Source organism: Pseudomonas sp. MS15a(2019), assembly GCF_013277805.1.
Taxonomy (GTDB): domain Bacteria; phylum Pseudomonadota; class Gammaproteobacteria; order Pseudomonadales; family Pseudomonadaceae; genus Chryseomonas; species Chryseomonas benzopyrenica.
Genome location: NZ_VBTN01000008.1, coordinates 146,180 through 169,109, shown reverse-complemented (window position 1 = coordinate 169,109; position 22,930 = coordinate 146,180). Strand labels below are relative to the sequence as shown.

Below are 22,930 nucleotides of genomic sequence, written 5' to 3'. Positions count from 1 at the left end.
CGTATCCGGCCGTTGCCACCTGGGTAGCGACGAACTCCCTGACTCTTTCAAGCCAGATTCTGGCACGCACCGTGCAAAACGGTTTTCAACACATTGTTGAACAATCGGGCGTGAAGATTCATGAGTGGTAAAGACGCCGGCGAGTTGCCCCTGGGGGCTCAGCTGCTGCTGGAAATGCGTGAAGACATCATCGGCGGTCGCCTGCTGCCCGGCACGGCGCTGGTCGAGAGTGAACTGGTCAAGGCTTACAACGCCTCGCGCAACACCATCCGCGAAGCCCTGCACCAGCTGGATCGCGAGGGCCTGGCCACCTATGTGCGCCACAAGGGGGTGATGGTGCGGCGCCTGGGCCTGGCCGAGGTGCGTGACCTCTTCACCGTGCGCCGCACCCTGGAACTGCAGGCCATCCTCACCAGCCGCCCGCTGCGCGAATACCAGTCCGATCGGATGCTGGATGCCCTGGAGGCCGCCGAGCTGGCGCAGTCGCGGGAAGACTGGCGCGCCCTCGGTACCCACGGCCTGCATTTCCATCAGCACATCGTCGGCCTGCTGCGCAGCCCGCTGTTCGATGAATTCTTCGCCACCGTCGCCGCCCAGATGCGCCTGCTGTTTTCCCTCGCGCCCGACGAGGAACACTTCCAGCGGCCCTGGACAGCCCGTGACCGCCAGATCCACGACCTGCTCGGCGCCGGACAGCGCCAGGCGGCCGGCGAGGCCATGGCCAGCTATCTCGACGATTCCGAAAACCGGTTGCTGGATCTGCTCAGCGCAGCCAGGCCGCTCTGACCGAGGAGACCTCCCATGTACAAGGACTACCCCGCTGCCTACCAGTCCACCCAGGGCTCCGCCCTGCAGGTCGATCAGGCCTTCTATGATCGGCTGCGTGAACGCAAGGACGGGCGCACCCTGATCGAGCAATTCGAGATTCCGATCCGCACCGGCCGTGCCTGGAAGGTCCCGGCGGGCCATCTGTTCCGCGTCACCACCCCGCACGGCCCCCAGGTCGGCGACTTCAACGTCTGGAACGCCGAGGATCCACGCGAACGGATGTGGGCCGCGCGCACCCGGCAACTGCAGGGTGCCCATGTCAGCACCTACGATCGGCTCTGGTCCAACCTGCCCTTCCTGCGGCCGCTGCTGACCATCACCGACGACAGCCTGGCCAGCTATGGCATCGACGAACACGGCGGCCGCCTGCATGACCTGCTGGGCACCCGCTGCGACCCCTACGTCAACAAGATGCTCACCGGCGAGGACTTCCACCACCACTGCCATTCGAATCTGACTCGCGCGGTGCTGCCCCACGGCCTCACCGAATTCGACGTCCACGATGTGCTGAACATCTTCCAGTGCACCGGCCTCAACCACGACGACCTGTACTTCATGAAGGCCTGCCCGGCCAAGCCCGGCGACTACCTGGAATTCTTCGCCGAGATCGACGTGCTCTGCGCCCTGTCCACCTGCCCGGGCGGCGATCTGTCCCTGGCGATGTGGGGGCCCGATGCCGAGGACCCGCTCAAGGTCTGCCGTCCACTGGGGGTGGAGATCTATCGGGTCGAGGAAGAGCTGCTGCAGGGCTGGGAATCGCCCAAGCGAGCGGCCTACAACGGCCAGCACGGCTTGACCCTGCCCAAGGCCAGTTGGGAACAGTAGGTTCCGGCAGCAATGAAAAACGGCGCCCTGGGGCGCCGTTTCTGGGTCCGACCGAAAGCACTCAGCGCTTGCGGTTGGAAATCAGCGTACCGACGCCGACGTCGGTGAAGATTTCCAGCAGCACCGCGTTGGGCACCCGGCCATCGATGATGTGGGCGCTCTGCACGCCGCCCTGCACCGCTTCCAGCGCGCAGCGGATCTTCGGCAGCATGCCGCCGTAGATGGTGCCGTCGGCGATCAGCGAATTGACCTGCTCGGTGGACAGCCCGGTGAGCACCTGGCCCTGCTTGTCCATCAGGCCGGCGATGTTGGTCAGCAGCATCAGCTTCTCGGCCTTGAGCGCCTCGGCCACCTTGCCTGCCACCAGGTCGGCGTTGATGTTGTAGGACTCACCGTCCGGACCCACGCCGATGGGCGCGATGACCGGGATGAAGTCACCGCGCACCAGCATGTTGATCAGGTCGATGTTGACCCCGGTGACCTCGCCCACGTGGCCGATGTCGATGATCTCCGGCTTGGTCATCTCCGGCGTCTGCCGGCTGACCTTGAGCTTGGTGGCGCGGATCAGACCCGCATCCTTGCCGGTCAGGCCGATGGCCTTGCCGCCATGGCGGTTGATCAGGTTGACGATGTCCTTGTTGACCTGGCCGCCCAGGACCATCTCCACCACATCCATGGTCTGGGCGTCGGTGACGCGCATGCCGTCGATGAAGTGACTCTCGATGGACAGGCGCTTGAGCAGGTCGCCGATCTGCGGACCGCCGCCGTGCACCACCACCGGGTTGATGCCCACCGCCTTCATCAGCACGATGTCACGGGCGAAGCCGGCCTTGAGTTCGTCGCTCTCCATGGCGTTGCCGCCGTACTTGATTACCAGCGTCTTGCCGACGAACCGGCGGATATAGGGCAGCGCCTCGGACAGCACCTCGGCGACGTGCGAGGCATCCTCGCGGCTCAGGGTCATGGCTCACCTCTCAAGGTCGACTAAGAAAAGACAAAGGGCGCCTAGGCGCCCTCTGTGCTACCGCTGACCCGAGGTCAGAACGGCAGATTCAGATCCGGCTCCACCGCCAGCAGCTGCTTGCGGAACACCGTCTTGATGCGCTCCAGCTCCTCGAGGGTTTCCGCCTCGAAGCGCAGCACCAGCACCGGCGTGGTGTTGGACGCACGCACCAGACCCCAACCGTTCTGGTAATCGACGCGAACGCCGTCCAGGGTGGTGATCTGGGCATCGCCCCACTGGGCGTCGCGCTGCAGGGTCTCGATGATGCCGAACTTGCTCTCTTCGGTCACCTGGATATTGATCTCCGGGGTGGAGATGTCTACCGGGAAGGTATCGAACACCTGTTGGGCGCTGTGCTTCTCCTGGCTGAGGATCTCCAGCAGGCGCACGGCGCTGTAGATGCCGTCGTCGAAACCGAACCAGCGTTCCTTGAAGAACACGTGGCCGCTCATCTCGCCAGCCAGCAGGGCGCCGGTTTCCTTCATCTTCTTCTTGATCAGCGAGTGGCCGGTCTTCCACATGATGGGACGACCGCCGTAGCCGGCGATGAGGTTGTTCAGACGGCGGGTGCATTTGACGTCGAAGATGATGTCGGCGCCCGGATTACGGGAAACCACGTCCTTGGCGAACAGCATCAGCAGCTGGTCGGGATAGATGATCTTGCCTTCGTTGGTCACCACGCCGACGCGGTCGCCGTCACCGTCAAAGGCCAGGCCCAGGTCGGCACCGGTTTCCTTGACCTTGGCGATCAGGTCTTCCAGATTCTCGGGCTTGCCCGGATCCGGATGGTGGTTGGGGAAGTTGCCGTCCACCTCGCAGAACAGCGGGATGACCTCGCAGCCCAGAGATTCGATCAGCTGGGGGGCATTGACCGCGGCGACACCGTTGCCGGCGTCCACCACCACCTTGAGCTTCTTGGCCAGCACCACGTCGTTGCGGATGTAGTCGGCATAGCTCTTGAGCACGTCGACCTGCTTGATCTGGCCCTGGCCGCTGGCCACGTCGCCGGTCTCGATGCGCTCGCGCAGACGCTGGATGGATTCGTTGGCCAGGGTCTCGCCGGCGATGACGATCTTGAAGCCGTTGTAGTCCGGCGGATTGTGGCTGCCGGTCAGCATGACGCCGGACTTGCCTTCGAGCACGTTGGCTGCGTAGTAGAGCACCGGGGTCGGCACCATGCCGACATCGCTGACATTGGCGCCGCTGTCGGCCACGCCCTTGATCAGTTGGGCGACCAGTTCGGGGCCGGACAGGCGGCCGTCACGACCGACGGCCACGTTGGGCTCGCCACGCGCCAGGCTCTCCGAGCCGATGGCGCGCCCGATCCAGTAGGCGGCTTCGGCGGTCAGGGAGTCACCGACCACGCCACGGATATCGTAGGCGCGGAAGATGCTGGCGTTGAGTTGGGGGGCTTGCGGGGTAGTGCTCATCGGGGGTTTCTCCAATCCCAGGAGATCCTGGTCTTCGTCGAGGATACTGATATCGAGGATGTCGGTGGTCTGGAACAACGGCTCGCTCTGTTGAACGCGGCCTCTGTCGGCAAACTCCGCCAGGGTCTTGGCCACGGCATCGCTAGGTGCCGCAGCATATAGGTCCGGCGACGACCCGGCCGATCGGCTGGCCAATCGGGCCGTCGACTTGGCCACGGGTTCCATTACCGCCAGGCGCAAAGTCGGGCTTTTGGCTATCTGATTGGATTCAAGTTCCTCGGCATAGGCCGTCAGACTGCGGACGTCGTCACGGAGCCGGCGTGACAGCTCCCGGGAAAACAGCCAAAAGCCCGCCAGCACGCCGAACAGCGCCAGCAGCAGCGCTACCAGGGGAAGGCCCACCGGGGTATCGGCGCCGGCCTCGGCGGCCGGTGCCAGTTCCAGCGTCCAGAGCGGGCTGCCGGTGGCGAGCCGGCGCATCAGCGCCGGATCACCGGGGCTGCCGCCGCTGGCCAGTACCTGCACACCGCCACCGGGAAATTGCTGCAGCAGGCGCCACTGGCCGACATTCGCCGGCGGCGTGGCCCAGCCCTGCAGCACCGCCGGCAGCGCTTCCACCAGTACGGCGCTGCCGAGCAACTGATCGCCGCGGCGGATGGGCTGGGCGCTGTAGACCAGCCAGCGATCCCCCAGGCGATAGGCTTCCGGTGGGGTCCGCTGGCCGCTTTCCAGGCGCTTGAGCAGATCGAGGGCGGCATAGTTGAGGGGACCGGGACGGTCGTCTTCGATCTGGCGCATGCCGGCCGGCACCACCAGCACATCGACCACGCCGAGGCGCTCGCGCAGCTGGCTTTCCGCCGTCGCACGCGCCGCGGGGTCATCGCCCTGGAGCGCCTGCAGCACCAGGGCATCCCCGGCGACGCCCTGCAGCCGTCGCGTCAGACCGACCAGCAGCTGATTGAGGGAGGCCGCCTGGGCCTGCAGCGCCTGGTCCGCCTGCTGCTCCTGGTTGCGCGCGCCCTGCGGCTGCAACACCAGGAACCACAGCAGCAGCGCGGCCAGCAGCAGACCAGCGAGCGCCAGCAGCAGCCCCGCGCCCATGCCGGGCAAGCCCGCGACCCGAGGGGCCGTCTTGCGCACATCCTTGCCGTTCTTGCCCCTTGCCATGCCGTTCTTCTCCTTTATGTCACGGCGCGCCTTGCATGTTTGGCGTCAGCGGGTACCGGAGTGCCCGAAGCCGCCGGTACCCCGTTCGGTCTCGGTAAAGTTCTCGACGATGTCGAAGTGCGCCTGGACCACAGGTACGAGCATCAGCTGGGCGATACGTTCGCCGATGCTCACGGTGAAGGTGGTCTGGCCGCGATTCCAGCAGGAGACCATGAGTTCGCCCTGGTAGTCCGAGTCGATCAGACCGACCAGATTGCCCAGCACGATACCGTGCTTATGGCCCAGTCCCGAGCGCGGCAGGATCAGCGCCGCCAGCGACGGATCGGCCACATGGATGGCAAGCCCGGTGGGGATCAGCGCGGTCTGGCCCGGCTCCAGCACCAGTTCCTCCTGCAGCATGGCGCGCAGGTCGAGGCCGGCCGAGCCGGGGGTGGCGTAGGACGGCAGCGGGAAATCGCGCCCCAGGCGCGGGTCGAGGATCTTGGCTTGAAGGCTATGCATGGTTCTGGGCGGTATCTTTGAGATGGGTGGAAATCAGGGCGATGAGCTGGCGGGCGATCTTGCTCTTGCTGGTCTGCTCGAAGCGGATCTCGTGCAGGCCACGGTCGATCACGGTGACCGCATTGTCTTGGCTGTTGAAGCCGATGGCCGGATTGGCCACATCGTTGGCGACGATGAGGTCGAGATTCTTGTCGCGCAGCTTGCGCTGGGCGTACTCCAGCAGATTCTGGGTTTCCGCGGCGAAGCCGACGCTGAAGGGCCGATCCGGGCGCCCCGCCAGGGTGGCGAGGATGTCCGGGTTGCGCACCAGCTCCAGCAGCAGGCCGTCACCGCGGGTGGGGTCCTTCTTCAGCTTGTGCGGCGCGATCACCTCGGGGCGATAGTCCGCCACCGCCGCCGAGGCGATGAGCACGTCGCAGGGCATCAACGCCTCGCAGGCGGCCAGCATGTCGCGGGCGCTGATCACGTCGATGCGCTCGACGCGGTCGGGGGTCGGCAGGTGCACCGGGCCGCTCACCAGGCTGACGCGAGCGCCCGCCTCCGCCGCCGCTTCCGCCAGGGCGAAGCCCATGCGACCGGAGCTGTGGTTGGTGATGTAGCGCACCGGGTCGATGTTTTCCTGGGTCGGGCCGGCAGTGATGACTACGTGGCGACCGGTCAGGTCGAGGCGCTGGAAGCAGTCGGCAGCGAGCTGAGCGAGGTCGGTGGCTTCCAGCATCCGGCCGGGGCCGACGTCGCCACAGGCCTGGCTACCGCTGGCCGGGCCGAACAGCTTGATGCCACGGCTGCGCAGGAGCTCGGCATTGGCCTGGGTGGCCGGATCGCGCCACATGGCCTGGTTCATGGCCGGTGCCAGGGCGACCCGGGCATCGGTGGCCAGCACTATCGTCGTGAGCAGATCGTCCGCCACGCCCTGGGCCAGGCGCGCCATCACATCGGCGGTGGCCGGCGCGACCAGCACCAGATCGGCCCAGCGGGCCAGCTCGATATGCCCCATGGCCGCTTCGGCGGCCGGATCTAGCAGATCCAGGTGCACCGGCAGCCCGGACAGCGCCTGCAGGGTCAGCGGCGTGATGAATTCGCGCCCGCCGCGGGTCAGTACCACCCGCACCTCGGCGCCCTGATCTTTGAGGCGGCGCACCAACTCAGCGCTCTTGTAAGCGGCGATGCCACCTCCGACGCCCAGCACGATGCGTTTACGATGGAGCCGCTGCATATAGCCTTTCCGTTCTCGAACCGTCTAGAACGGGCATCGCACGGCCAATCGAGGCCTGCGCGCACCCGCGAATGATCCGGTTAAGATAGCACAGCGCCTGCAGGACGCAGACGCCCCGCCAGACAAGGAGCGCCCATGAGCATCAAGGATTGGCCGGCCCAGGAACGGCCGCGGGAGAAACTGCTGGAACAGGGCGCCCAGGCCCTCACCGACGCCGAGTTGCTGGCGATCTTTTTACGCACCGGCGTGGCCGGCAAAAGCGCGGTGGACCTCGCCCGCCAGTTGCTTGGGGAATTCGGCAGCCTGAGGGCCCTGCTGGAGGCCGACCTCACCGCCTTCAGCACCCACCTCGGCCTCGGCCCGGCCAAGTACAGCCAGCTGCAGGCGGTGCTGGAAATGGGCCGCCGCCACCTGGCCGAAGGCCTTAAGCGCGACTCGGCGCTGGAAAGCCCCCAGCAGGTCCGCGACTATCTAAAGGCGCGCCTGCGCCACGAACCCCACGAAATCTTCGGCTGCCTGTTCCTCGACACCCGCCACCGGGTGCTAGCCTTCGAAGCCCTGTTCCACGGCACCATCGACGGCGCCAGCGTCTACCCCCGCCAGGTGGTCAAGCGCGCCCTCGCCCACAACGCCGCCGCCGTCATCCTCACCCACAACCACCCCTCCGGTATCGCCGAACCCAGCCAGGCCGACCGTCTGCTCACCACGCGCCTGAAGGACGCCCTGACGCTGGTCGATGTGCGGGTGCTGGATCATTTCATCGTGGGGGATGGAGAGCCCTTGTCGATGGCGGAATATGGGTGGCTCTAACCTCGTTCTGAAGCGAGCACTTCCATCCAACTAAAAGCCTAACTTTAAAATTATAAAATTTTAACATTTTAAAACTGACGATGACCGTCACTTTTATGGGTTTAATTTGGACAATTTTTGTCACTCCAATAAATAGGCTTATTTTTTTATTGAAAGCTCGGCGGAAAAATTAGCGCTGGGTCACAATTTTTTCGCTACCAAAGCTCAAAAAACCGCTCTAGGATGCACATCGCAGGCAGGCTGAGTCATTAGCTGCCTGACAGCGGGCGAAAATTGCCCCAGCGATTTTCGCCCCAAGAAGTTCAAGGATTGGAACTTCAAACCTCGTGAGGTCATGGATGACTTTATTATCTTCGCTCGCCCAGAATTATATAGCCGTTGCCGACCACCCTATAGCCGCGGACAACTTCGCCGGCGAAGATCGCCGCTATAGTTCCGAGTTCGAGCGACTCGAAGCGGTCTGCCAGAACACCCAGGCGCTGCATCGCGACGTCACGCCGGACTGGGCCACCACCGCCGAGCAGGCGACGGCTTTCTTGCGTGAGCACTCCAAAGATCTGCGGGTCGCCGTCTGGCTGACCTGGGCGCTGTACTGCACCCGCAACTGGACCGGTCTGGAGGCCGGTCTAGCTCTGCTTGAGCGACTGTTGGAGACCCACTGGGAGGATCTGCATCCCCGTAAGGAACGTACCCGCGCAGCGGCTCTCGGTTGGCTTCAGATCCGTCTGGAAGGCGTCTTCGATACCCCCACCCTGACTACCCTGGAAGCGTCCTGGCTACAGACCTTCAGTACCCAACTCGGCCAGCTGGAGGCGCTACTGCAGCCGCGCCTGGGTGAGGCCGCGCCGCTGCTGGTGCCGTTGGTGCGGCGCCTGGACGAACAACGGCGGCGTCAGGTTCAGGCCACCGCGCCGGTGGAATCCCCCACCGCGTCCCTCCCGTCCACCCCGGTTGCGGCCGCTCAAGCACTCCAGGGTCCGCTGGAATCGGACAAGGACGCCCATCGCCTGCTACGCCAGCTGCAGGAAGGCGCTCGGACGCTGAGCAACTGGTGGCTGCGCCAGCGTGCTGGCGATCAACGCGCCCTGCGCCTGAATCGCGCCCTGCTCTGGGGCGGCATCGACAGCCTGCCCGCCCACGATGCCCAAGGCATCACCGGGCTACGGGGTTTGCCGGCTGATCGCCTGAGGTTCTTCCAGGAGCGTCAGGCAGCGGGCGATGTCGCCACGCTGCTTGGCGAACTGGAGATCAGCCTGGCACGCGCGCCCTTCTGGCTGGATGGTCAGCGCCTGGCCTGGGAATGCCTGCAGGCGCTGAGTGCCCAGGCGGCCTGCCGGGAAATCGAGTGGCCGCTGTTGTTGCTGCTGGAGCGCCTGCCGGGCATCGAAGCCCTGGCCTTTCACGACGGCCAACCCTTTGCCGATCCCCAGACCCGGCTCTGGCTGTCCGGTCTGACCGCGTCGACCGGGGCGCAACCCGCCGCCGCGAGCGAAGCACGTCAGGACGCCTGGAGCGAAGCGCTTGCCGAAGCCCTGGTGGAGTTGCGTGCAGGCGGCCTCAAGAGCGCCGTGCGTCACCTGCAGCAGGGCCGCCGCAGCGCCCAGGGCGAACGCCAGCGCCTGCTCTGGGACCTGGCCGGTGTCCAGTTGCTGATTCAGGCCCGCCAGTTCGAACTGGCGCACTTCCAGCTCGTCGAGCTGGACGCCGAACACAGCGCCTTGCTGACGCGCTGGGAGCCACAGCTGGCCCTGGAGATCCTCCGGAGCCGCCGGTTGTGCCTGGAAGCCCTGCCTGCAATCGCTGACAGCCGGGCGCAGCTGCAACAGCTGCGCCCCCGACTCTGCCGCCTCGATCTCGAGGCGGCACTCGACTGAGGTTCGTCCTCACACTCAAGGAGAAACACATGGCCAAAGAAGGCTCGGTTGCCCTGAAGGAGCGCATCAACGTCACGGTTCGGCCCGCCAGCGGCGGTGCCGAAGAAGAACTGGAATTGCCCCTCAAGCTCATGGTGCTGGGCGACTTCACCCAGCGCGCCGACGACCGCAAGCTTGAAGACCGCAAGCCGGTGGCGGTCGACAAGGACAACTTCGACGAGGTCATGGCCAAGCAGCAGTTGGGCCTGACCCTGGCGGTGCCCAATCGCCTACAGGAGGGCAGCGAAGACGACCTGGCCATCCGGCTCGAGCTCAAGGCCATGGCCGATTTCAGCCCGGCGCGCCTGGTGCAGCAGGTCCCCGAGCTCAAGCAATTGATGGATCTACGCGATGCCCTGGTGGCGCTCAAGGGACCACTCGGCAACACCCCGGCCTTCCGCAAGGCCATCGAACAGGTGCTTGCCGATCCGGTCGCCCGAGCCACGGTGCTTGGCGAACTCGGCTTGTCGACTCAAGACCTTTGATCAGGAAGATCACCATGACCGCCACCCTGCTCCCGCAACCCGCTACCGACGTTGTCGAAGACAGCGGCATTCTCGACCGCATCATCGCCGAGACCCGCCTGGCCCCCCACGATGAAAGCTATGGCGTGGCCAAGCGCGGCATTTCCGCCTTCATCGAAGAATTGCTCAAGCCGCACAACGCCCAGCAGCCAGTAAAGAAGGCGTTGGTCGACCGCATGATCGCCGAGATCGACGAGAAGCTCAGTCGCCAGGTCGACGAGATCCTGCACCACGATCAATTCCAGTCGCTGGAAGCGGCCTGGCGCGGCCTGCGCCTGTTGGTGGAGCGCACTGATTTCCGTGAAAACAACCGGATCGAGATGCTCAACGTCTCCAAGCAAGACCTGCTGGAAGACTTTGAGGATTCGCCGGATATCGTCCAGTCGGGCCTCTACAAGCATGTCTACACCGCTGAATTCGGTCAGTTCGGTGGTGAGCCGGTTGGCGCCATCATCGCCAACTACGACTTCGATCCCAGCGCGCCGGATATCCGTACCCTGCAACAGGTGGCGGCGGTCTCGGCCATGGCTCATGCCCCCTTCATCGCCGCCGCCGGCCCACGCTTCTTTGGCCTGGAAAGCTTTACCGGGCTACCCGACCTCAAGGATCTCAAGGATCACTTCGACGGTCCGCAATTCGCCAAATGGCAGAGCTTTCGCGAACAGGAAGATGCCCGCTACATCGGCCTGACCCTGCCGCGCTTCCTGCTGCGCACCCCCTACGATCCGGAAGAGAATCCGGTGAAGACCTTTGCCTACCGCGAGAACGTCAGCCAGAGCCATGGCCACTACCTCTGGGGCAACACGGCCTACGCCTTCGCCACCCGGCTGACCCACAGCTTCGCCAAGTACCGCTGGTGCCCGAATATCGTCGGTCCGCAAAGCGGTGGCGCGGTGGAAGACCTGCCGCTGCACCATTTCGAAAGCATGGGCGAGATCGAGACCAAGATACCCACCGAGGTACTGATCTCCGATCGTCGCGAGTACGAATTGGCCGATGCTGGCTTTATCGCCCTGACCATGCGCAAGGGCAGCGACAACGCCGCCTTTTTCTCCGCCTGCTCCACGCAAAAGCCCAGGTTTTATGGCAACAGCGAAGAAGGCCGCGCCGCCGAGCTGAACTACAAGCTCGGCACCCAGCTGCCCTATCTGTTCATCGTCAGCCGCCTGGCGCACTACCTCAAGGTGCTGCAGCGCGAGCAGCTGGGTGGCACCAAGGAGCGCACCGACCTCGAGCTGGAACTCAACAAGTGGATCCGCCAGTTCGTCGCCGACCAGGAGAATCCCAGCGCCGAGGTACGCGGCCGCCGGCCGTTGCGCGCGGCCAGCATCCGCGTCAGTGATGTCGAGGGTAATCCGGGCTGGTTCCGCGTCGGCCTCAGCGTGAGACCTCACTTCAAGTATCAGGGCGCCGATTTCACCCTGTCGCTGGTCGGCAAGCTGGACAAGGAGTAACGGGCCATGAGCTACGGCAGTCTGTTCGAACGTCTGGCCGGCACCCACGCCGCGCGCGCCCAGGGTTCGCCCTTCGAGGCCCTGAGCGCCTCGGTGGCAGCGCACCTGGCAAAGATGCTCAGTACCCGCGCCGGCAGCGTACCGACCCAGGCCGACTACGGATTGCCCGATCTCAACGACCTGCGTCTGTCACTGCACGACTCGCTACAGCAGGCGCGACTGGCCATTGAAGGTTTCATCGCCACCTACGAGCCGCGTCTGTCGCACGTGAAGGTGCTGCCCCTGCCACGGGAGGGCACCACCCTGGCCTTCGCGTTGGAGGGCCAGCTCGAACTCGACGGTCAGCATCGCCCCGTCCGTTTCACCGCGAGCCTGGATGGCAGCGGTCAGGTCAAGGTCAGCCAGGGATAGGTCTATGTCCTTCAATCACTATTACCAAAGCGAACTGGCGGAATTGCGCCAGCTGGGCACGCGCTTCGCCCAGCGCAATCCCGCCCTTGCCTCCTTCCTTGGCCAGGGCGGCCAAGATCCGGACGTAGAGCGGCTGCTGGAGGGTTTCGCTTTCCTCACCGGCCGCCTGCGGCAGAAGCTCGACGACGAGTTACCGGAATTGACCCATTCGCTGCTCAACCTGCTATGGCCCCACTACCTACGCCCGTTGCCAAGCTGCGCCATCCTTGAATTCGATCCATTACCCGCGCCGGGTGCCGCGCTCCAGGTTCCACGTGGAACGGAAGTGGAGTCACGACCGCTGGATGAGGTGAGCTGTCGCTTCCGCACCTGTTCCAACATCGAGATCCAGCCACTGCGGGTGGAGGCGGTAGGCTTCGCGCCCCAGGGCGCTGGCGCTCGCCTGACCCTGCGCCTGGGGATCACCGGGACTGGCACCCTGGCCACTGTGGACCTGCGCCAGTTACCGCTGCATCTGACCGGCGACCGCACGCTCAGCCAGGATCTCTATCTCGCCCTGCTGCATAACCTGGCCGGTCTCAGTCTGGTACCCCTCGATGCCCAGGGTGCGCCCTTGACGGACGACCAGGGGCGCGAGCGCCGCCTGCCATTGGCCGCCGATCAGGTGCAGCCACTTGGCTTCGGCGAGGACGAAGCGCTGCTGCCCTATCCGCCCAATGCCTTCCGCGGCTATCGACATCTGCAGGAATATTTCGCCTTTCCGGAGAAATTCCTTTTCGTGGCGGTGCAGGGACTAGCGGTGGTGGAGGCGCTGTCTGACGAGGTACGCCGCCTGACCCGCGGACTGGAGCTGCGTTTCGAAATCAAACGCATCGCTCGCCAGCCGCGCCTGCCAGATCGCGACAATCTGCGGCTGCACTGCGTACCGGTGGTCAACCTGTTCCGCCACGACGCGCTGCCGATTCGCCTCGATGGCAAGCGCGACGAGTACCCGCTGTTTCCCGCCGGTCACGGGCGCGAACACCTCGGGGTCTTTGCCGTGGAGCGGGTGACCGGCTGGCAGCCAGGTGGCCTAGGCCATCGCGACTATCTGCCCTTCGAATCCTTCGCCCACGACCTGAGCTTCGGCGGCCAGAGTCGTCGGCCACACTATGCCGTACGCCAGCGCAGCGCCCTGCTGCACGGCGGCATCGACACCTATCTGGCCTTCGGCGATCCGGGCGCCGATCAGGACACCCTGTCCATCGAGCTGACCTGCACCAATCAGAACCTGCCGCAGCGCCTGCGCGCCGGTGATCTTTGCCTACCCACCGAAAACACCCCGGGCGGCCTGGGCTTTCGCAACCTGGCCACGCCGACCGCCAGCCATGCGCCGGTCCTGTCTGGCGACCGGCTGTGGCAGCTGGTGTCCAACCTGTCGCTCAACTATCTGTCGCTCACCGATGTCGCGGCCTTGCGTACGGTGCTGGCCAGCTACGACCTGCCTGGCCAGCACGACCGCCAGGCCGAACGCGTCAGCCGCCAGCGCCTGGCCGCCTTGCAGGGCATCAGCCATCGCCCGGTGGATCGCCTCTATCGCGGCCTGCCGATCCGCGGCATCGCCACCCAATTGGACATGGATGCCAGCGGCTTTCGCAGCGAAGGCGAGCTGTATCTGTTCGCCAGCGTACTCAACGAGTTCTTCGCGCTCTACGTCAGCCTGAACTCCTTCCATCAACTCAGCGTTCGCTGCCCGCAGGGAGAGGTGTATCTATGGACACCGCGCATGGGTCAGCAACCGCTGATCTGAATCGCTCGGCGCTGTGCCGCGAAATTCGTGAGTACTCGCTGTTCCAGGGGATCAGGCAGGTGCTCCTGCAGCTGCAGCGGCTGGCGCCGGCCCTCTCGGAGGAGCAGCTCTATGAGCGGCTGGAGTTCCACGCCAATCCCAGCCTGGCTTTCCCCGGCAGCGATATCGAGCGCCTGGAATTCGTCACGGAGGTCGACGGCCTGCGGGCACGCCTGCAACTCAACTTGGGCGCCCTGATGGGAAGCGGTTCGCCACTTCCCGCCTTCTATGGCGAGCAGGCCCTGGGCGACGGCGAGCAGGGTCGCGCCACGCGCGACTTTCTCGACCTCTTCCACCACCGGTTGCATCGGTTGTTGCTGCCGATCTGGCGCAAGTACCGCTATCACGCCCGCTTTCGCGAAGGTGCCCGTGACGAGTTGTCGACCCGGCTGTTCAGCCTGATCGGTCTGGGCGACCGCAGTCTGCGCCAGGCGCCGGAGCTGAACTGGAAGCGCCTGCTGCCCTACCTTGGCTTGCTCAGCCTCAAGGTGCACTCGGCGGCGCTGATCGAGGCCGTGCTGCGCTACTACCTGGGGCAGCCTGAGCTGTACCTGGAGCAATGCCTGGAACGCCGGGTGGCTATTCCCGCCGAGCAACGTTCACGTCTGGGGCAGGCCAATGCCCAGCTCGGGCAGACAGCGGTGCTCGGCGTGCAGGTACGTGATCGCGGCAGCACGTTCCGTCTGCACCTGCTCGAACTGGACTGGGACGCCTTCCATTCATTCCTGCCCCAGGGCAGCCAGCACGCTGCCGTGGGTGCCCTGCTGAGCTTCACCCTGCGCGACCGGCTGGATTACGACCTGCGCCTGCATTTGCGGCGAGACGCGTTGCGGGAGTGGCGTCTGGAAGCCGCCAGCCCCTGCCGACTGGGCTGGACCACCTGGCTCGGTCTCGGCCAGGCCAAGGGTCAGGTCACCCTGGCCTGCCACTGTTAATCAAGGATGATCGACATGCTCACTCTGGACCTGCAACACCTCATCAACACCCTGACCGACGCCACCCGCCAGGACCTGGAACAGGCCGCGCAACGTTGCGTTCGTCGTGGCAGTCGGCAGATCCTGATCGAAGATCTGCTAGCGGTCTTGCTGGAATCCCGCGATGGTCTGCTTGATCGCGCCCTGAAGGCCGCCGACATCGATCCAGCGGACTTTGCCGCCACCTTGCAACCGCGGCCAGGCAACGCTGAAGGCAGCGATCCGGTCTTCGATACCGAGTTGCTGCTGTGGCTGCAAGATGCCGTGCTGATTGCCCAACTCGAACTGGAACGGTCGGAGGTCGGTAGCGTCGCCCTACTGCTGGCGCTATTGCGCCACCCCGAGCGGCTGTTGGGTACGAGATACGGACGCCTGCTGGAGCGAGTGAATCCTGCGCAGCTCCTGGATTTCGTCAAGACCCAACAGCCCCTGGCGGCTGCGGTCGCCAGCGCGTCGCCGCTGAGCCGCTTCACCCATGACCTTAGCGACCAGGCCCGTACCGGTCGCCTGGATCCGGTGTTGGGGCGCGACGCCGAGATCAGGCAACTGGTAGATATCCTCTCGCGACGGCGCAAGAACAATCCCCTGGTGGTAGGCGAAGCGGGGGTGGGCAAGACCGCCATCGTCGAGGGCCTGGCACTGCGCATCGCAGCCGGCGAAGTCCCCAACAGCCTGCGCCAGGTGGAAATACGCACCCTCGATCTCGGCCTGCTGCAGGCGGGTGCCAGCGTCAAGGGCGAATTCGAGCGTCGCCTGCAGGAGGTGATCGACGCCGTGCGTCAGGCGCCCCAGCCCATCGTCCTGTTCATCGACGAGGCCCATACCCTGATCGGCGCGGGCGGCCCGGCCGGTGGCTCGGATGCGGCTAACCTGCTCAAGCCGGCGCTGGCTCGTGGCGAACTGCGCACCATCGCCGCCACCACCTGGGGCGAGTACCGCAAGTACTTCGAGAAAGATCCGGCGCTGGCGCGACGCTTCCAGCCGGTGAAGCTGGAGGAATTCGATGTCGCCAGCGCCATCACCGTCCTACGCGGTCTGGCACCGACCTATGCCGAGAGCCATGGTGTCTACCTGCGCGATGACGCCGTGGTGGCTGCCGCCGAGCTGGCCGCCCGCTATCTGAGCGGGCGCCAGTTGCCGGACAAAGCAGTGGATGTGCTCGACACCTGTTGCGCTCGGGTGCGTATCAGCCTGGCCAGTCCGCCTCCTGCCTTGGACGCCTTGCGCGCATGCCTGGCCGCGACCGAACGCACGCTCGCCGCCGCCCGCCGCGATGCTGACCATGGCCTGCTCGTCGCGGCTGACAGTCTGGACAGCCTTACCGCCACGCGGGACACCGAGCGTCTGGCAGTTGAGGCACTGCAGGCCAACTGGGAACGCCAGCGGGAGCTGGCCGAACGCATCCTGACTTTGCGCACGACCGCGGCCAGTACCGAGCTGGCCGCAACCCGGGCGGAGCTGGAGCAGCTGCAACGGCAGGCTGGGCGGCTGGTCAGCCTGGAGGTCTGCCCGCAGCTGGTGGCGGAGGTGATAGCGGCCTGGACCGGTCTTCCGGTCGACCAACTCGCCCGACGCCACGATCAGCGCCTTGCCCGCTTTGCCAGCGATCTGCGTGGACGGCTACGTGGTCAGGAGCAGGCGGTGGTCGCCATTGATCGCGCCCTACGCGCGGTGGCAGTGGGTCTCAACGCCACCGAGGCGCCGGTCGGCGTCTTTCTGCTGGTCGGTCCCAGCGGGGTCGGTAAGACGGAAACCGCCCTGGCGCTGGCCGAATTGCTCTATGGCGGTGAGCGCTTTCTCACCACCCTCAACCTGTCGGAATTTGCCGAGAAACATAGCGTGTCGCGCCTGATCGGCGCACCACCCGGCTATGTCGGCTATGGCGAAGGAGGTCTGCTCACCGAGGCCGTCCGCCGCCAACCCTATTCGGTGGTCTTGCTGGACGAGGTGGAAAAGGCCGACCCGGAGGTACTCAATCTCTTCTACCAGATCTTTGATCGCGGCCAGGCCACCGACAGCGAAGGGCGACAGATCGACTTTCGCAACGTGCTTTTTCTGCTCACCTCCAACCTGGCCAGCAGCGAGATCCAGCGGCTGTGCCGGGAGAGGCGACCGGACGCCTCAAGCCTTGCCGAAGCCATTCGCCCCATCCTGACCCGACACTTCAAACCCGCCTTGTTGGCCCGCCTGCGGGTGGTGCCCTACTACCCGCTGGACGACGATCTGCTGCGCGAATTGGCGGTGCAGAAGCTGGACCGTGTCGGTCAACGCCTGTTGGCGCGGCAGGTCGCCTTCAGCTATGCCCCGGCCCTGCCGGACGACCTGGCGGCACGTTGCCGGGACGACGACAGCGGTGCCCGGCGTATCGATCTGCTGCTGGAGCAGCGGGTACTGCCGCTGTTGACCGATCACCTGCTCGATGCCCTGGCCACGGGCCAGCCCCTGCACCGGTTGCATCTCGACGTCAACGCCGTAGGCGAACTGAGTTGCGAGGTGACGGCATGACACTGCCCGCCGCTCCGGACGCCCTCCTACCGCTGTTGCTCGAATTGGGGCAGTGCGACGATCCCGCCGCCCTCGCGCTGGGTCTGGTCGAGGGTCTGGGCCAATTGGCCCGTCTCGACCTGGTGCAGTACTACCGCCTGGACGCCACCCATACCCAGCTGGTACGGCTGGCCCAAGCGCTGGATGGCAGCGCCGCCCTGAGTGGCGAAGCGCTGCCCTTGGAAGAGGAAAGTCTGCTGCAGTACTGCCTGACGCAGAATCGACGTCTGCATCTGCGCGAACTGGACCCCTTGCTGCATACCACTGCCTTTCTGCCCGGCGAAGGCTGGCGCAGCCTGGGCTGCATCCCCCTGACCGGTCTGGGTGGCCAGGTTGAGGGGTTGCTGGTGCAGGCCAGTCGGACCAGGCAAGACCTGGAGGGCCACGCTGAGCCACTGATGGCGCTCGGTCGCTTCGCCGTGGCGCAGAGCCAGTTGCTGGAACGAGTTCAGGCCGCGCCCCTGACGATTACGCCATTAGCTCCAACCACGGCCACCGCCGATGGCTTCGGCATGATCGGCGATGGCGGCGCCATGCGGCAGGTCCATCGGCTGATCGGCAAGGTGCTGCACAACTCCATCACCGTGCTGCTGACTGGGGAAACCGGCACCGGCAAGGAACTGGTGGCGCGCGCCATCCACGAACGGGGCTCGCGGCGCACCCAGCCTTTCGTGGTGCAGAACTGCGCGGCGCTGCCCGAGCAGCTCCTGGAAAGCGAGCTCTTCGGCTATCGCAAGGGCGCCTTTACCGGTGCCGAGCGCGATCGCGCCGGTCTGTTCGATGCAGCCGATGGCGGTACCCTGTTTCTCGACGAGATCGGCGACATGCCGCTGACCTTGCAGGTCAAGCTGCTGCGCGTCCTGCAGGAGGGTGAGGTCCGCCCGCTGGGGAGTGCCGAGACCCATAGGGTCGACGTACGCATCGTCGCGGCGACTCATCGCCAGCTGCTGCGGCTGGTCGAGCAAGGCACCTTTCGCGAGGATCTCTACTATCGCCTTACCCACTTCCCCATCCAGCTGCCACCCCTGCGCGAGCGTGGCGAGGACCTGCCGTTGCTGGCCCGGCACTTCGCCGACCAGGCCTGCGCCTACCTAAAGCGTTCGCGCTGCCGCTGGTCCAGCGCCGCCCTGGACCTGCTGGCTGGCTATGCCTTTCCAGGCAATGTCCGCGAACTCAAAGGCCTGGTGGAGCGCGCAGTCCTCCTCTGCGACGGCAACGAACTGTTGCCCGAACACTTCGCCATCCGCTCCGTCACCTCGACCGCCATTACCGGCAACCTGACCTTGCGCGAGCGCCTGGATCAGCTCGAACGCGGCTTGCTGGTGGACTGCCTGCGCAAGAACCGTGGCAACCAGACACAGGCTGCCCAGGAATTGGGACTGCCGCGACGCACCCTGCTCTATCGCCTGCAGCGCCTGAGCATCCGCAGCGCCGATCTGCAACTTTCCTAGAGGATCACCCCATGCCCACGCCGCTTCGCTCCCTGTTGCTGCTGACGTTGCTCGCCCTGGCGGCCTGCAACTCGACGCCCAGGGATCTGCAGAACTATCGCCCCCTGGGCGAACCCCAGACACCCCACCGCCTCACCTAGGACAGGACAAGACAAGACCATGGAATTGGTATTCGATCTGGTCGGCAGTCGAGCGCACGCACCTGGACTGCTTACCCAAAAGACCTTTCGCCACGTCGGCGGACTCATCGGTCGCAGCGAAGACTGCGACTGGTATCTGCCCGATCCGCAACGGGTGCTGTCCAATCAGCACGCCCGCATCAGCTACAACGAGGGCGATTATTTCCTTACCGACCTGAGCAGCAACGGCATCCAGCTCGCCGATGGCCAGCGCCTGACCAAGGACGAGCCCTGGCGCATCCAGCATGGCCAGACCTTCACCTTGGGCAGCTTCGCCCTGGCCGCGCGGCTGATCCGCGATCCGGCCGGCTTCGCCGACGACTTCAAGGTTCCCGCCAGTCCGCATGGCCTCATCCCGGACGATGCCTTTCTCGAACTGGATCCGCTGCAGGCATTGGAACGCCGCGATCCTCACGGCCTCGACGAACTCGCTGGGCTGGACTCCTTCACCAGCGACAGCACCCGCAGCGACTATGCCCGGGTCGAGCTGGACAGTCTGGGGGTTCCCGCGCTGGTCGAGGATGCCACCCCTCAACAGCAGGAGCGCCCCAGCGTTGCGCCACCCCAGCAGGCACCGGAATTCTGGAAGGCCTTCGGCGAGGCGCTGGGGCTGGAGCTTGCTGAGCTTGGCAAGGACGCGCGCGAAGCCCTGGCGGTCAAGGTCGCTCATTTGCTGCGCCTGGCCACCCAGGGCCTGCACGGCGGCCTGCGGACCCGCAACGAGACGCGCAATGAATTGCGCCTGCCACTCACCACGGTACAGAACAGTGGCAACAATCCCCTCACGTTTGCCGCTGACGGCGATGCGGCCCTGCGGCAGCTGCTACGTCCGGACGTAGCCGGCCAGCTGCCGGCGGATCAGGCACTGCTCCGCGCCTGTCGGGAACTGCAGGCCCATCAGGTCGGACTGGTAGCGGCCAGTCGTCAGGCGGTGTTGGCCACGCTCGATCAGTTGGCTCCCGAACAGTGCGCAGCCCGCTTGGAACGCGACGGCCGGCGCCTGCGCTGGGGCCGTGACGCCAAGCTCTGGCGTGCCTGGCAGCGCCAGTATCACGACCTGCGCCAGGACGACGACTGGCGCGAGCGGCTGTTCGCCAAGGACTTCGCCCAGGCCTACACCGACCAGGTCCGTCTCATCGCCACTCTTCAACCCACCCAGCAAGGACGCTGACATGACCACCCTATTGCGCCTTGGCGCGCTCTGCCTGGCCCTGCTGCTGGGCGCCTGCACCAGCCAGACAGCCCCGGCACCGACCCGTCTCGACCTGATTCTGAGCGGCGCTGACGATCTCAATCCTGATCTGAATGGGCGGCCCTCGCCGCTGGTGGTTCGCCTGATCGAACTGAAGAAGCCGGTCAGCTTCGAGAACGCCGATTTTTTTGCGCTCTATGAAAACGCCAAGCAGACCCTTGCCCCGGACTGGGTCGCCGAGGAGGAGATTGAACTGCGGCCCGGCGAGGCGCGGCAACTCAAGCTCAGGGTGCAAGACGACAGTCGCTACATCGGCATCTACGGCGCCTATCGCAACCTGAGCGGCACTCAGTGGCGTCAGGTCATCCAGCTCAAGCCCAATGCTCTGGCCCAGCTTCGTCTGAAGCTCATGGCCGACGGTATCCAGGCCGATCCGGCTGGCAAGGAGTAGGCCATGCAACAGCTCAAGGTGATCTGGCAGGAAGGCATGCTGCTGCGGCCGCAGCATTTCCAACAGAGCGACCGCTATCACGCCCAGCAACTGCAGACCCGCACCCGCCGTCTCGGCGAGCCCGCCTGGGGCTTCTTCGAGCTGAACCTCGACCGCCAGTTCCTCGCCATGGGCAAGGTGGTGGTCAACCAGGCCAGCGGCATCCTGCCCGATGGCAGCCTATTCGAACTGGGTGCCGAAGGCGAGCCCCTAGCCCTCGATGTACCCGCCACTACTCGAGACAGTGCGGTCTGGCTGGCACTGCCGCTGAGCAGTGGCCAGCGCGTGGAAAGCCGTTCGCTCGACCAGGACGACGTCATCGCCCGCTATCTGAGCATCGATAGCGAGATCGTCGATTCCCATGCTGGCTTTGGCGAGACCGGGGCGGTCAGCTGCGGTCGTCCCGATTTCCGCCTGCTGCTCGACGACCACCCACGCCTGGACGCCTATGTTCGTCTGCAGGTCTGCCAGTTGCTGGAGACAGCGCCAGACGGCAGCCTGGAATTGGATACCTCCTTCAGCCCCAGCGTCATCCAGGTGCGGGCCGCAGAAGTCCTGCTGGCAGGCCTCAAGGAGATCGTCACCCTGCTCGCCCATCGTGGCGAGGTGCTGGCGCAACGGCTACGCCAGGCCGGCAGCCTGGGCACGGCGGAAATCGGTGACTTCCTGCTGCTGCAACTGGTCAATCGCCACGAGGCGGTCCTGCGGCACTGCATGGAGTACGAGCAACTGCATCCGCGCAGCCTCTTTCGCGAATTGCTTGCCCTGCATGGCGAGCTGGCCACCTTCGCGACCGCCAACAAGCGCCCCGATCTGGATCTGCACTATCGCCACGCCGATCAGGCGGGCTGCTTCGCACCGCTGTTCCAGGCCCTGCGTCAGGCGCTGTCCATGGTGCTCGAACAGCACGCCCTGCCGCTGCCCCTGCAACAGCGTCAGTACGGCATCCAGGTCGCACCGCTGCAAGACCATGGCCTCTTGGCCAACGCCAGTTTCGTGCTGATCGCCGGCGCCGAGTGCAGCACCGAGGAACTGCGTCAGCGCCTGCCAGCGCACCTCAAGGTCGGCCCCGTGGAGCGTATCCGCCAGCTGGTCAACCTGCATCTGCCAGGGCTGGCACTCAAGCCTCTACCCGTCGCACCGCGCCAACTGCCCTTCCACACCGACAAGGCCTATTTCGCCCTCGAACTCAACGCTACCGACATCGCCCAGCTCGAGCAGTCCGGCGGCTTCGCCTTCCATGTATCCGGCACCTTCCCGGGCCTCGATCTCGCCTTCTGGGCGATCAGGAGCTAAGCATGCATACCTCAACCGACTATGGTCGGGACGACAGGACCGTGGTGCTCAGCCGCCATAGCCAGGGCCCGGCCGCCCCGCACAGCCCGCTCACCGATTTCGCCGCCCCCCCGCGCTACGCCCAGCTCGAAGAACGCATGGTCCAGGCCGCCCGGCTGCGGCCAGGCGAGACGCTGAATCCGAGCATCAACGCCATGGTAGGGGCGGCCGCCCCCCTGCTATCGGAGGTAGTGCGTCTGCGTCAGAGCTATGCCGCAGAAGACCTGCACGTCCTCAAGGAGCGCCTGGCCGCCAGCCTGCGCCTGTTCGAACAGCGCGCCCTGGCTGATGGACTGGACAGCGGCGAGGTCATGGCTGCGCGCTATGCCCTCTGTACCACGGTCGACGAGGCGGTGGTCACCACCCCTTGGGGCAATGCCGGCGACTGGTCGCAGTTCAGCCTGCTGAGCAGCTTTCACAACGAGACCTTTGGCGGCGAGAAGTTCTTCCTGCTGCTCGAACGCCTCAGTCGCAATCCGGCCAAGCACCTCGCCCTGCTGGAATTGCTCTACCTCTGCCTGGCCCTGGGCTTCGAAGGCAAATACCGCGTCCTGCCGCGCGGCATGGTCGAGCTGGAGGCCATCCGCGACGGCCTCTATCGGCAGCTCCGCCAGCTGCGTGGCGATGTTCCACGCGAATTGTCGCCGCATTGGCAGGGACTGGATGCCCGACCACGACGGTTGGTCCGCTTGGTCCCCTGGTGGCTGGTCGCGCTGTTCACCCTGATCTGCCTGGGCAGTCTCTATGGCGGTTTCCGTTCAGTGCTGGAACAGCAGCGCGACAGCCTGCTGCAGGGCTATCCCGGTCATCCCGCCGTCACCGCGCCTGCGGTCACTCCACCCCCTGCCTGATACG

At 65.4% G+C, this 22,930-nt stretch carries 20 protein-coding genes; 16 read left to right on the top strand and 4 right to left on the bottom strand.

From position 1 onward, the window contains the following. Positions 1 to 120: 120 nt before the first annotated feature. Entirely contained in the window at positions 121 to 786 is a 666-nt protein-coding gene (locus FEZ61_RS12495; RefSeq protein ID WP_017639225.1) for a GntR family transcriptional regulator, read from the top strand. A 15-nt stretch (positions 787 to 801) separates the two neighbouring features. Beyond that, positions 802 to 1,653 carry a DUF1989 domain-containing protein gene (locus FEZ61_RS12490; protein WP_017639224.1) on the top strand — a complete coding sequence of 284 codons (852 nt, stop codon included), beginning with the start codon at positions 802 to 804 and terminating at the stop codon, positions 1,651 to 1,653. A gap of 61 nt (positions 1,654 to 1,714) precedes the next feature. On the opposite strand, the gene argB is transcribed toward FEZ61_RS12490, so the two are convergent. From argB to coaBC, 4 genes are all read right to left on the bottom strand, one after another. After that, positions 1,715 to 2,617 (bottom strand): acetylglutamate kinase, encoded by a 903-nt coding sequence (gene argB / locus FEZ61_RS12485; protein ID WP_017639223.1) that lies wholly within the window; start codon positions 2,615 to 2,617, stop codon positions 1,715 to 1,717. A gap of 74 nt (positions 2,618 to 2,691) precedes the next feature. Next, positions 2,692 to 4,086, bottom strand: coding sequence for a phosphomannomutase/phosphoglucomutase (gene algC / locus FEZ61_RS24260; protein WP_197480243.1), 1,395 nt, complete (start codon positions 4,084 to 4,086; stop codon positions 2,692 to 2,694). Positions 4,087 to 5,298: 1,212 nt separating this feature from the next. Beyond that, positions 5,299 to 5,754 carry a dUTP diphosphatase gene (gene dut / locus FEZ61_RS12475; protein ID WP_068384508.1) on the bottom strand — a complete coding sequence of 152 codons (456 nt, stop codon included), beginning with the start codon at positions 5,752 to 5,754 and terminating at the stop codon, positions 5,299 to 5,301. Further along, positions 5,747 to 6,970, bottom strand: coding sequence for a bifunctional phosphopantothenoylcysteine decarboxylase/phosphopantothenate--cysteine ligase CoaBC (gene coaBC / locus FEZ61_RS12470; protein ID WP_068384506.1), 1,224 nt, complete (start codon positions 6,968 to 6,970; stop codon positions 5,747 to 5,749). The genes dut and coaBC overlap by 8 nt, the downstream gene beginning before the upstream one ends. A gap of 135 nt (positions 6,971 to 7,105) precedes the next feature. On the opposite strand from coaBC, the gene radC reads away from it, so the two are divergent. From radC to icmH, 14 genes are all read left to right on the top strand, one after another. Next, entirely contained in the window at positions 7,106 to 7,780 is a 675-nt protein-coding gene (gene radC, locus FEZ61_RS12465; RefSeq protein WP_173148867.1) for a DNA repair protein RadC, read from the top strand. A 338-nt stretch (positions 7,781 to 8,118) separates the two neighbouring features. Next, on the top strand, positions 8,119 to 9,654 hold the full coding sequence (gene tssA / locus FEZ61_RS12460) for a type VI secretion system protein TssA (RefSeq protein WP_173148865.1): 1,536 nt from the start codon (positions 8,119 to 8,121) through the stop codon (positions 9,652 to 9,654). A gap of 29 nt (positions 9,655 to 9,683) precedes the next feature. Next, positions 9,684 to 10,178, top strand: coding sequence for a type VI secretion system contractile sheath small subunit (gene tssB, locus FEZ61_RS12455; RefSeq protein ID WP_064307686.1), 495 nt, complete (start codon positions 9,684 to 9,686; stop codon positions 10,176 to 10,178). 14 nt (positions 10,179 to 10,192) lie between these two features. Further along, the gene (tssC, locus tag FEZ61_RS12450) at positions 10,193 to 11,671 is read left to right on the top strand and encodes a type VI secretion system contractile sheath large subunit (RefSeq protein ID WP_064307685.1); all 1,479 of its coding nucleotides are present in this window, start codon (positions 10,193 to 10,195) and stop codon (positions 11,669 to 11,671) included. Between the two features lie 6 nt (positions 11,672 to 11,677). Then, the gene (gene tssE / locus FEZ61_RS12445) at positions 11,678 to 12,082 is read left to right on the top strand and encodes a type VI secretion system baseplate subunit TssE (RefSeq protein ID WP_173148863.1); all 405 of its coding nucleotides are present in this window, start codon (positions 11,678 to 11,680) and stop codon (positions 12,080 to 12,082) included. 4 nt (positions 12,083 to 12,086) lie between these two features. Beyond that, complete coding sequence (gene tssF / locus FEZ61_RS12440) at positions 12,087 to 13,871, top strand: type VI secretion system baseplate subunit TssF (RefSeq protein WP_173148861.1); 1,785 nt, start codon at positions 12,087 to 12,089, stop codon at positions 13,869 to 13,871. Beyond that, positions 13,835 to 14,845: a type VI secretion system baseplate subunit TssG gene (gene tssG / locus FEZ61_RS12435; protein ID WP_173148859.1), complete on the top strand. Its 1,011-nt coding sequence runs from the start codon at positions 13,835 to 13,837 to the stop codon at positions 14,843 to 14,845. Before tssF ends, tssG begins: the two co-directional genes overlap by 37 nt. A gap of 15 nt (positions 14,846 to 14,860) precedes the next feature. Continuing rightward, a complete protein-coding gene (tssH, locus tag FEZ61_RS12430) occupies positions 14,861 to 17,389 on the top strand; it encodes a type VI secretion system ATPase TssH (RefSeq protein WP_064307681.1) in 2,529 nt (842 codons plus the stop codon). Then, complete coding sequence (locus tag FEZ61_RS12425; protein ID WP_064307680.1) at positions 17,386 to 18,879, top strand: sigma 54-interacting transcriptional regulator; 1,494 nt, start codon at positions 17,386 to 17,388, stop codon at positions 18,877 to 18,879. Before tssH ends, FEZ61_RS12425 begins: the two co-directional genes overlap by 4 nt. Positions 18,880 to 18,890: 11 nt before the next feature. After that, positions 18,891 to 19,019, top strand: coding sequence for a type VI secretion protein (locus FEZ61_RS12420; protein ID WP_156522299.1), 129 nt, complete (start codon positions 18,891 to 18,893; stop codon positions 19,017 to 19,019). A 19-nt stretch (positions 19,020 to 19,038) separates the two neighbouring features. Beyond that, positions 19,039 to 20,229 (top strand): type VI secretion system-associated FHA domain protein TagH, encoded by a 1,191-nt coding sequence (tagH, locus tag FEZ61_RS12415; RefSeq protein ID WP_064307679.1) that lies wholly within the window; start codon positions 19,039 to 19,041, stop codon positions 20,227 to 20,229. A 1-nt stretch (position 20,230) separates the two neighbouring features. Then, positions 20,231 to 20,701 carry a type VI secretion system lipoprotein TssJ gene (tssJ, locus tag FEZ61_RS12410; RefSeq protein ID WP_064307678.1) on the top strand — a complete coding sequence of 157 codons (471 nt, stop codon included), beginning with the start codon at positions 20,231 to 20,233 and terminating at the stop codon, positions 20,699 to 20,701. Between the two features lie 3 nt (positions 20,702 to 20,704). Then, positions 20,705 to 22,036 (top strand): type VI secretion system baseplate subunit TssK, encoded by a 1,332-nt coding sequence (tssK, locus tag FEZ61_RS12405; protein WP_064307677.1) that lies wholly within the window; start codon positions 20,705 to 20,707, stop codon positions 22,034 to 22,036. A gap of 2 nt (positions 22,037 to 22,038) precedes the next feature. Next, positions 22,039 to 22,926, top strand: coding sequence for a type IVB secretion system protein IcmH/DotU (gene icmH / locus FEZ61_RS12400; protein ID WP_064307676.1), 888 nt, complete (start codon positions 22,039 to 22,041; stop codon positions 22,924 to 22,926). Positions 22,927 to 22,930 lie beyond the last annotated feature (4 nt).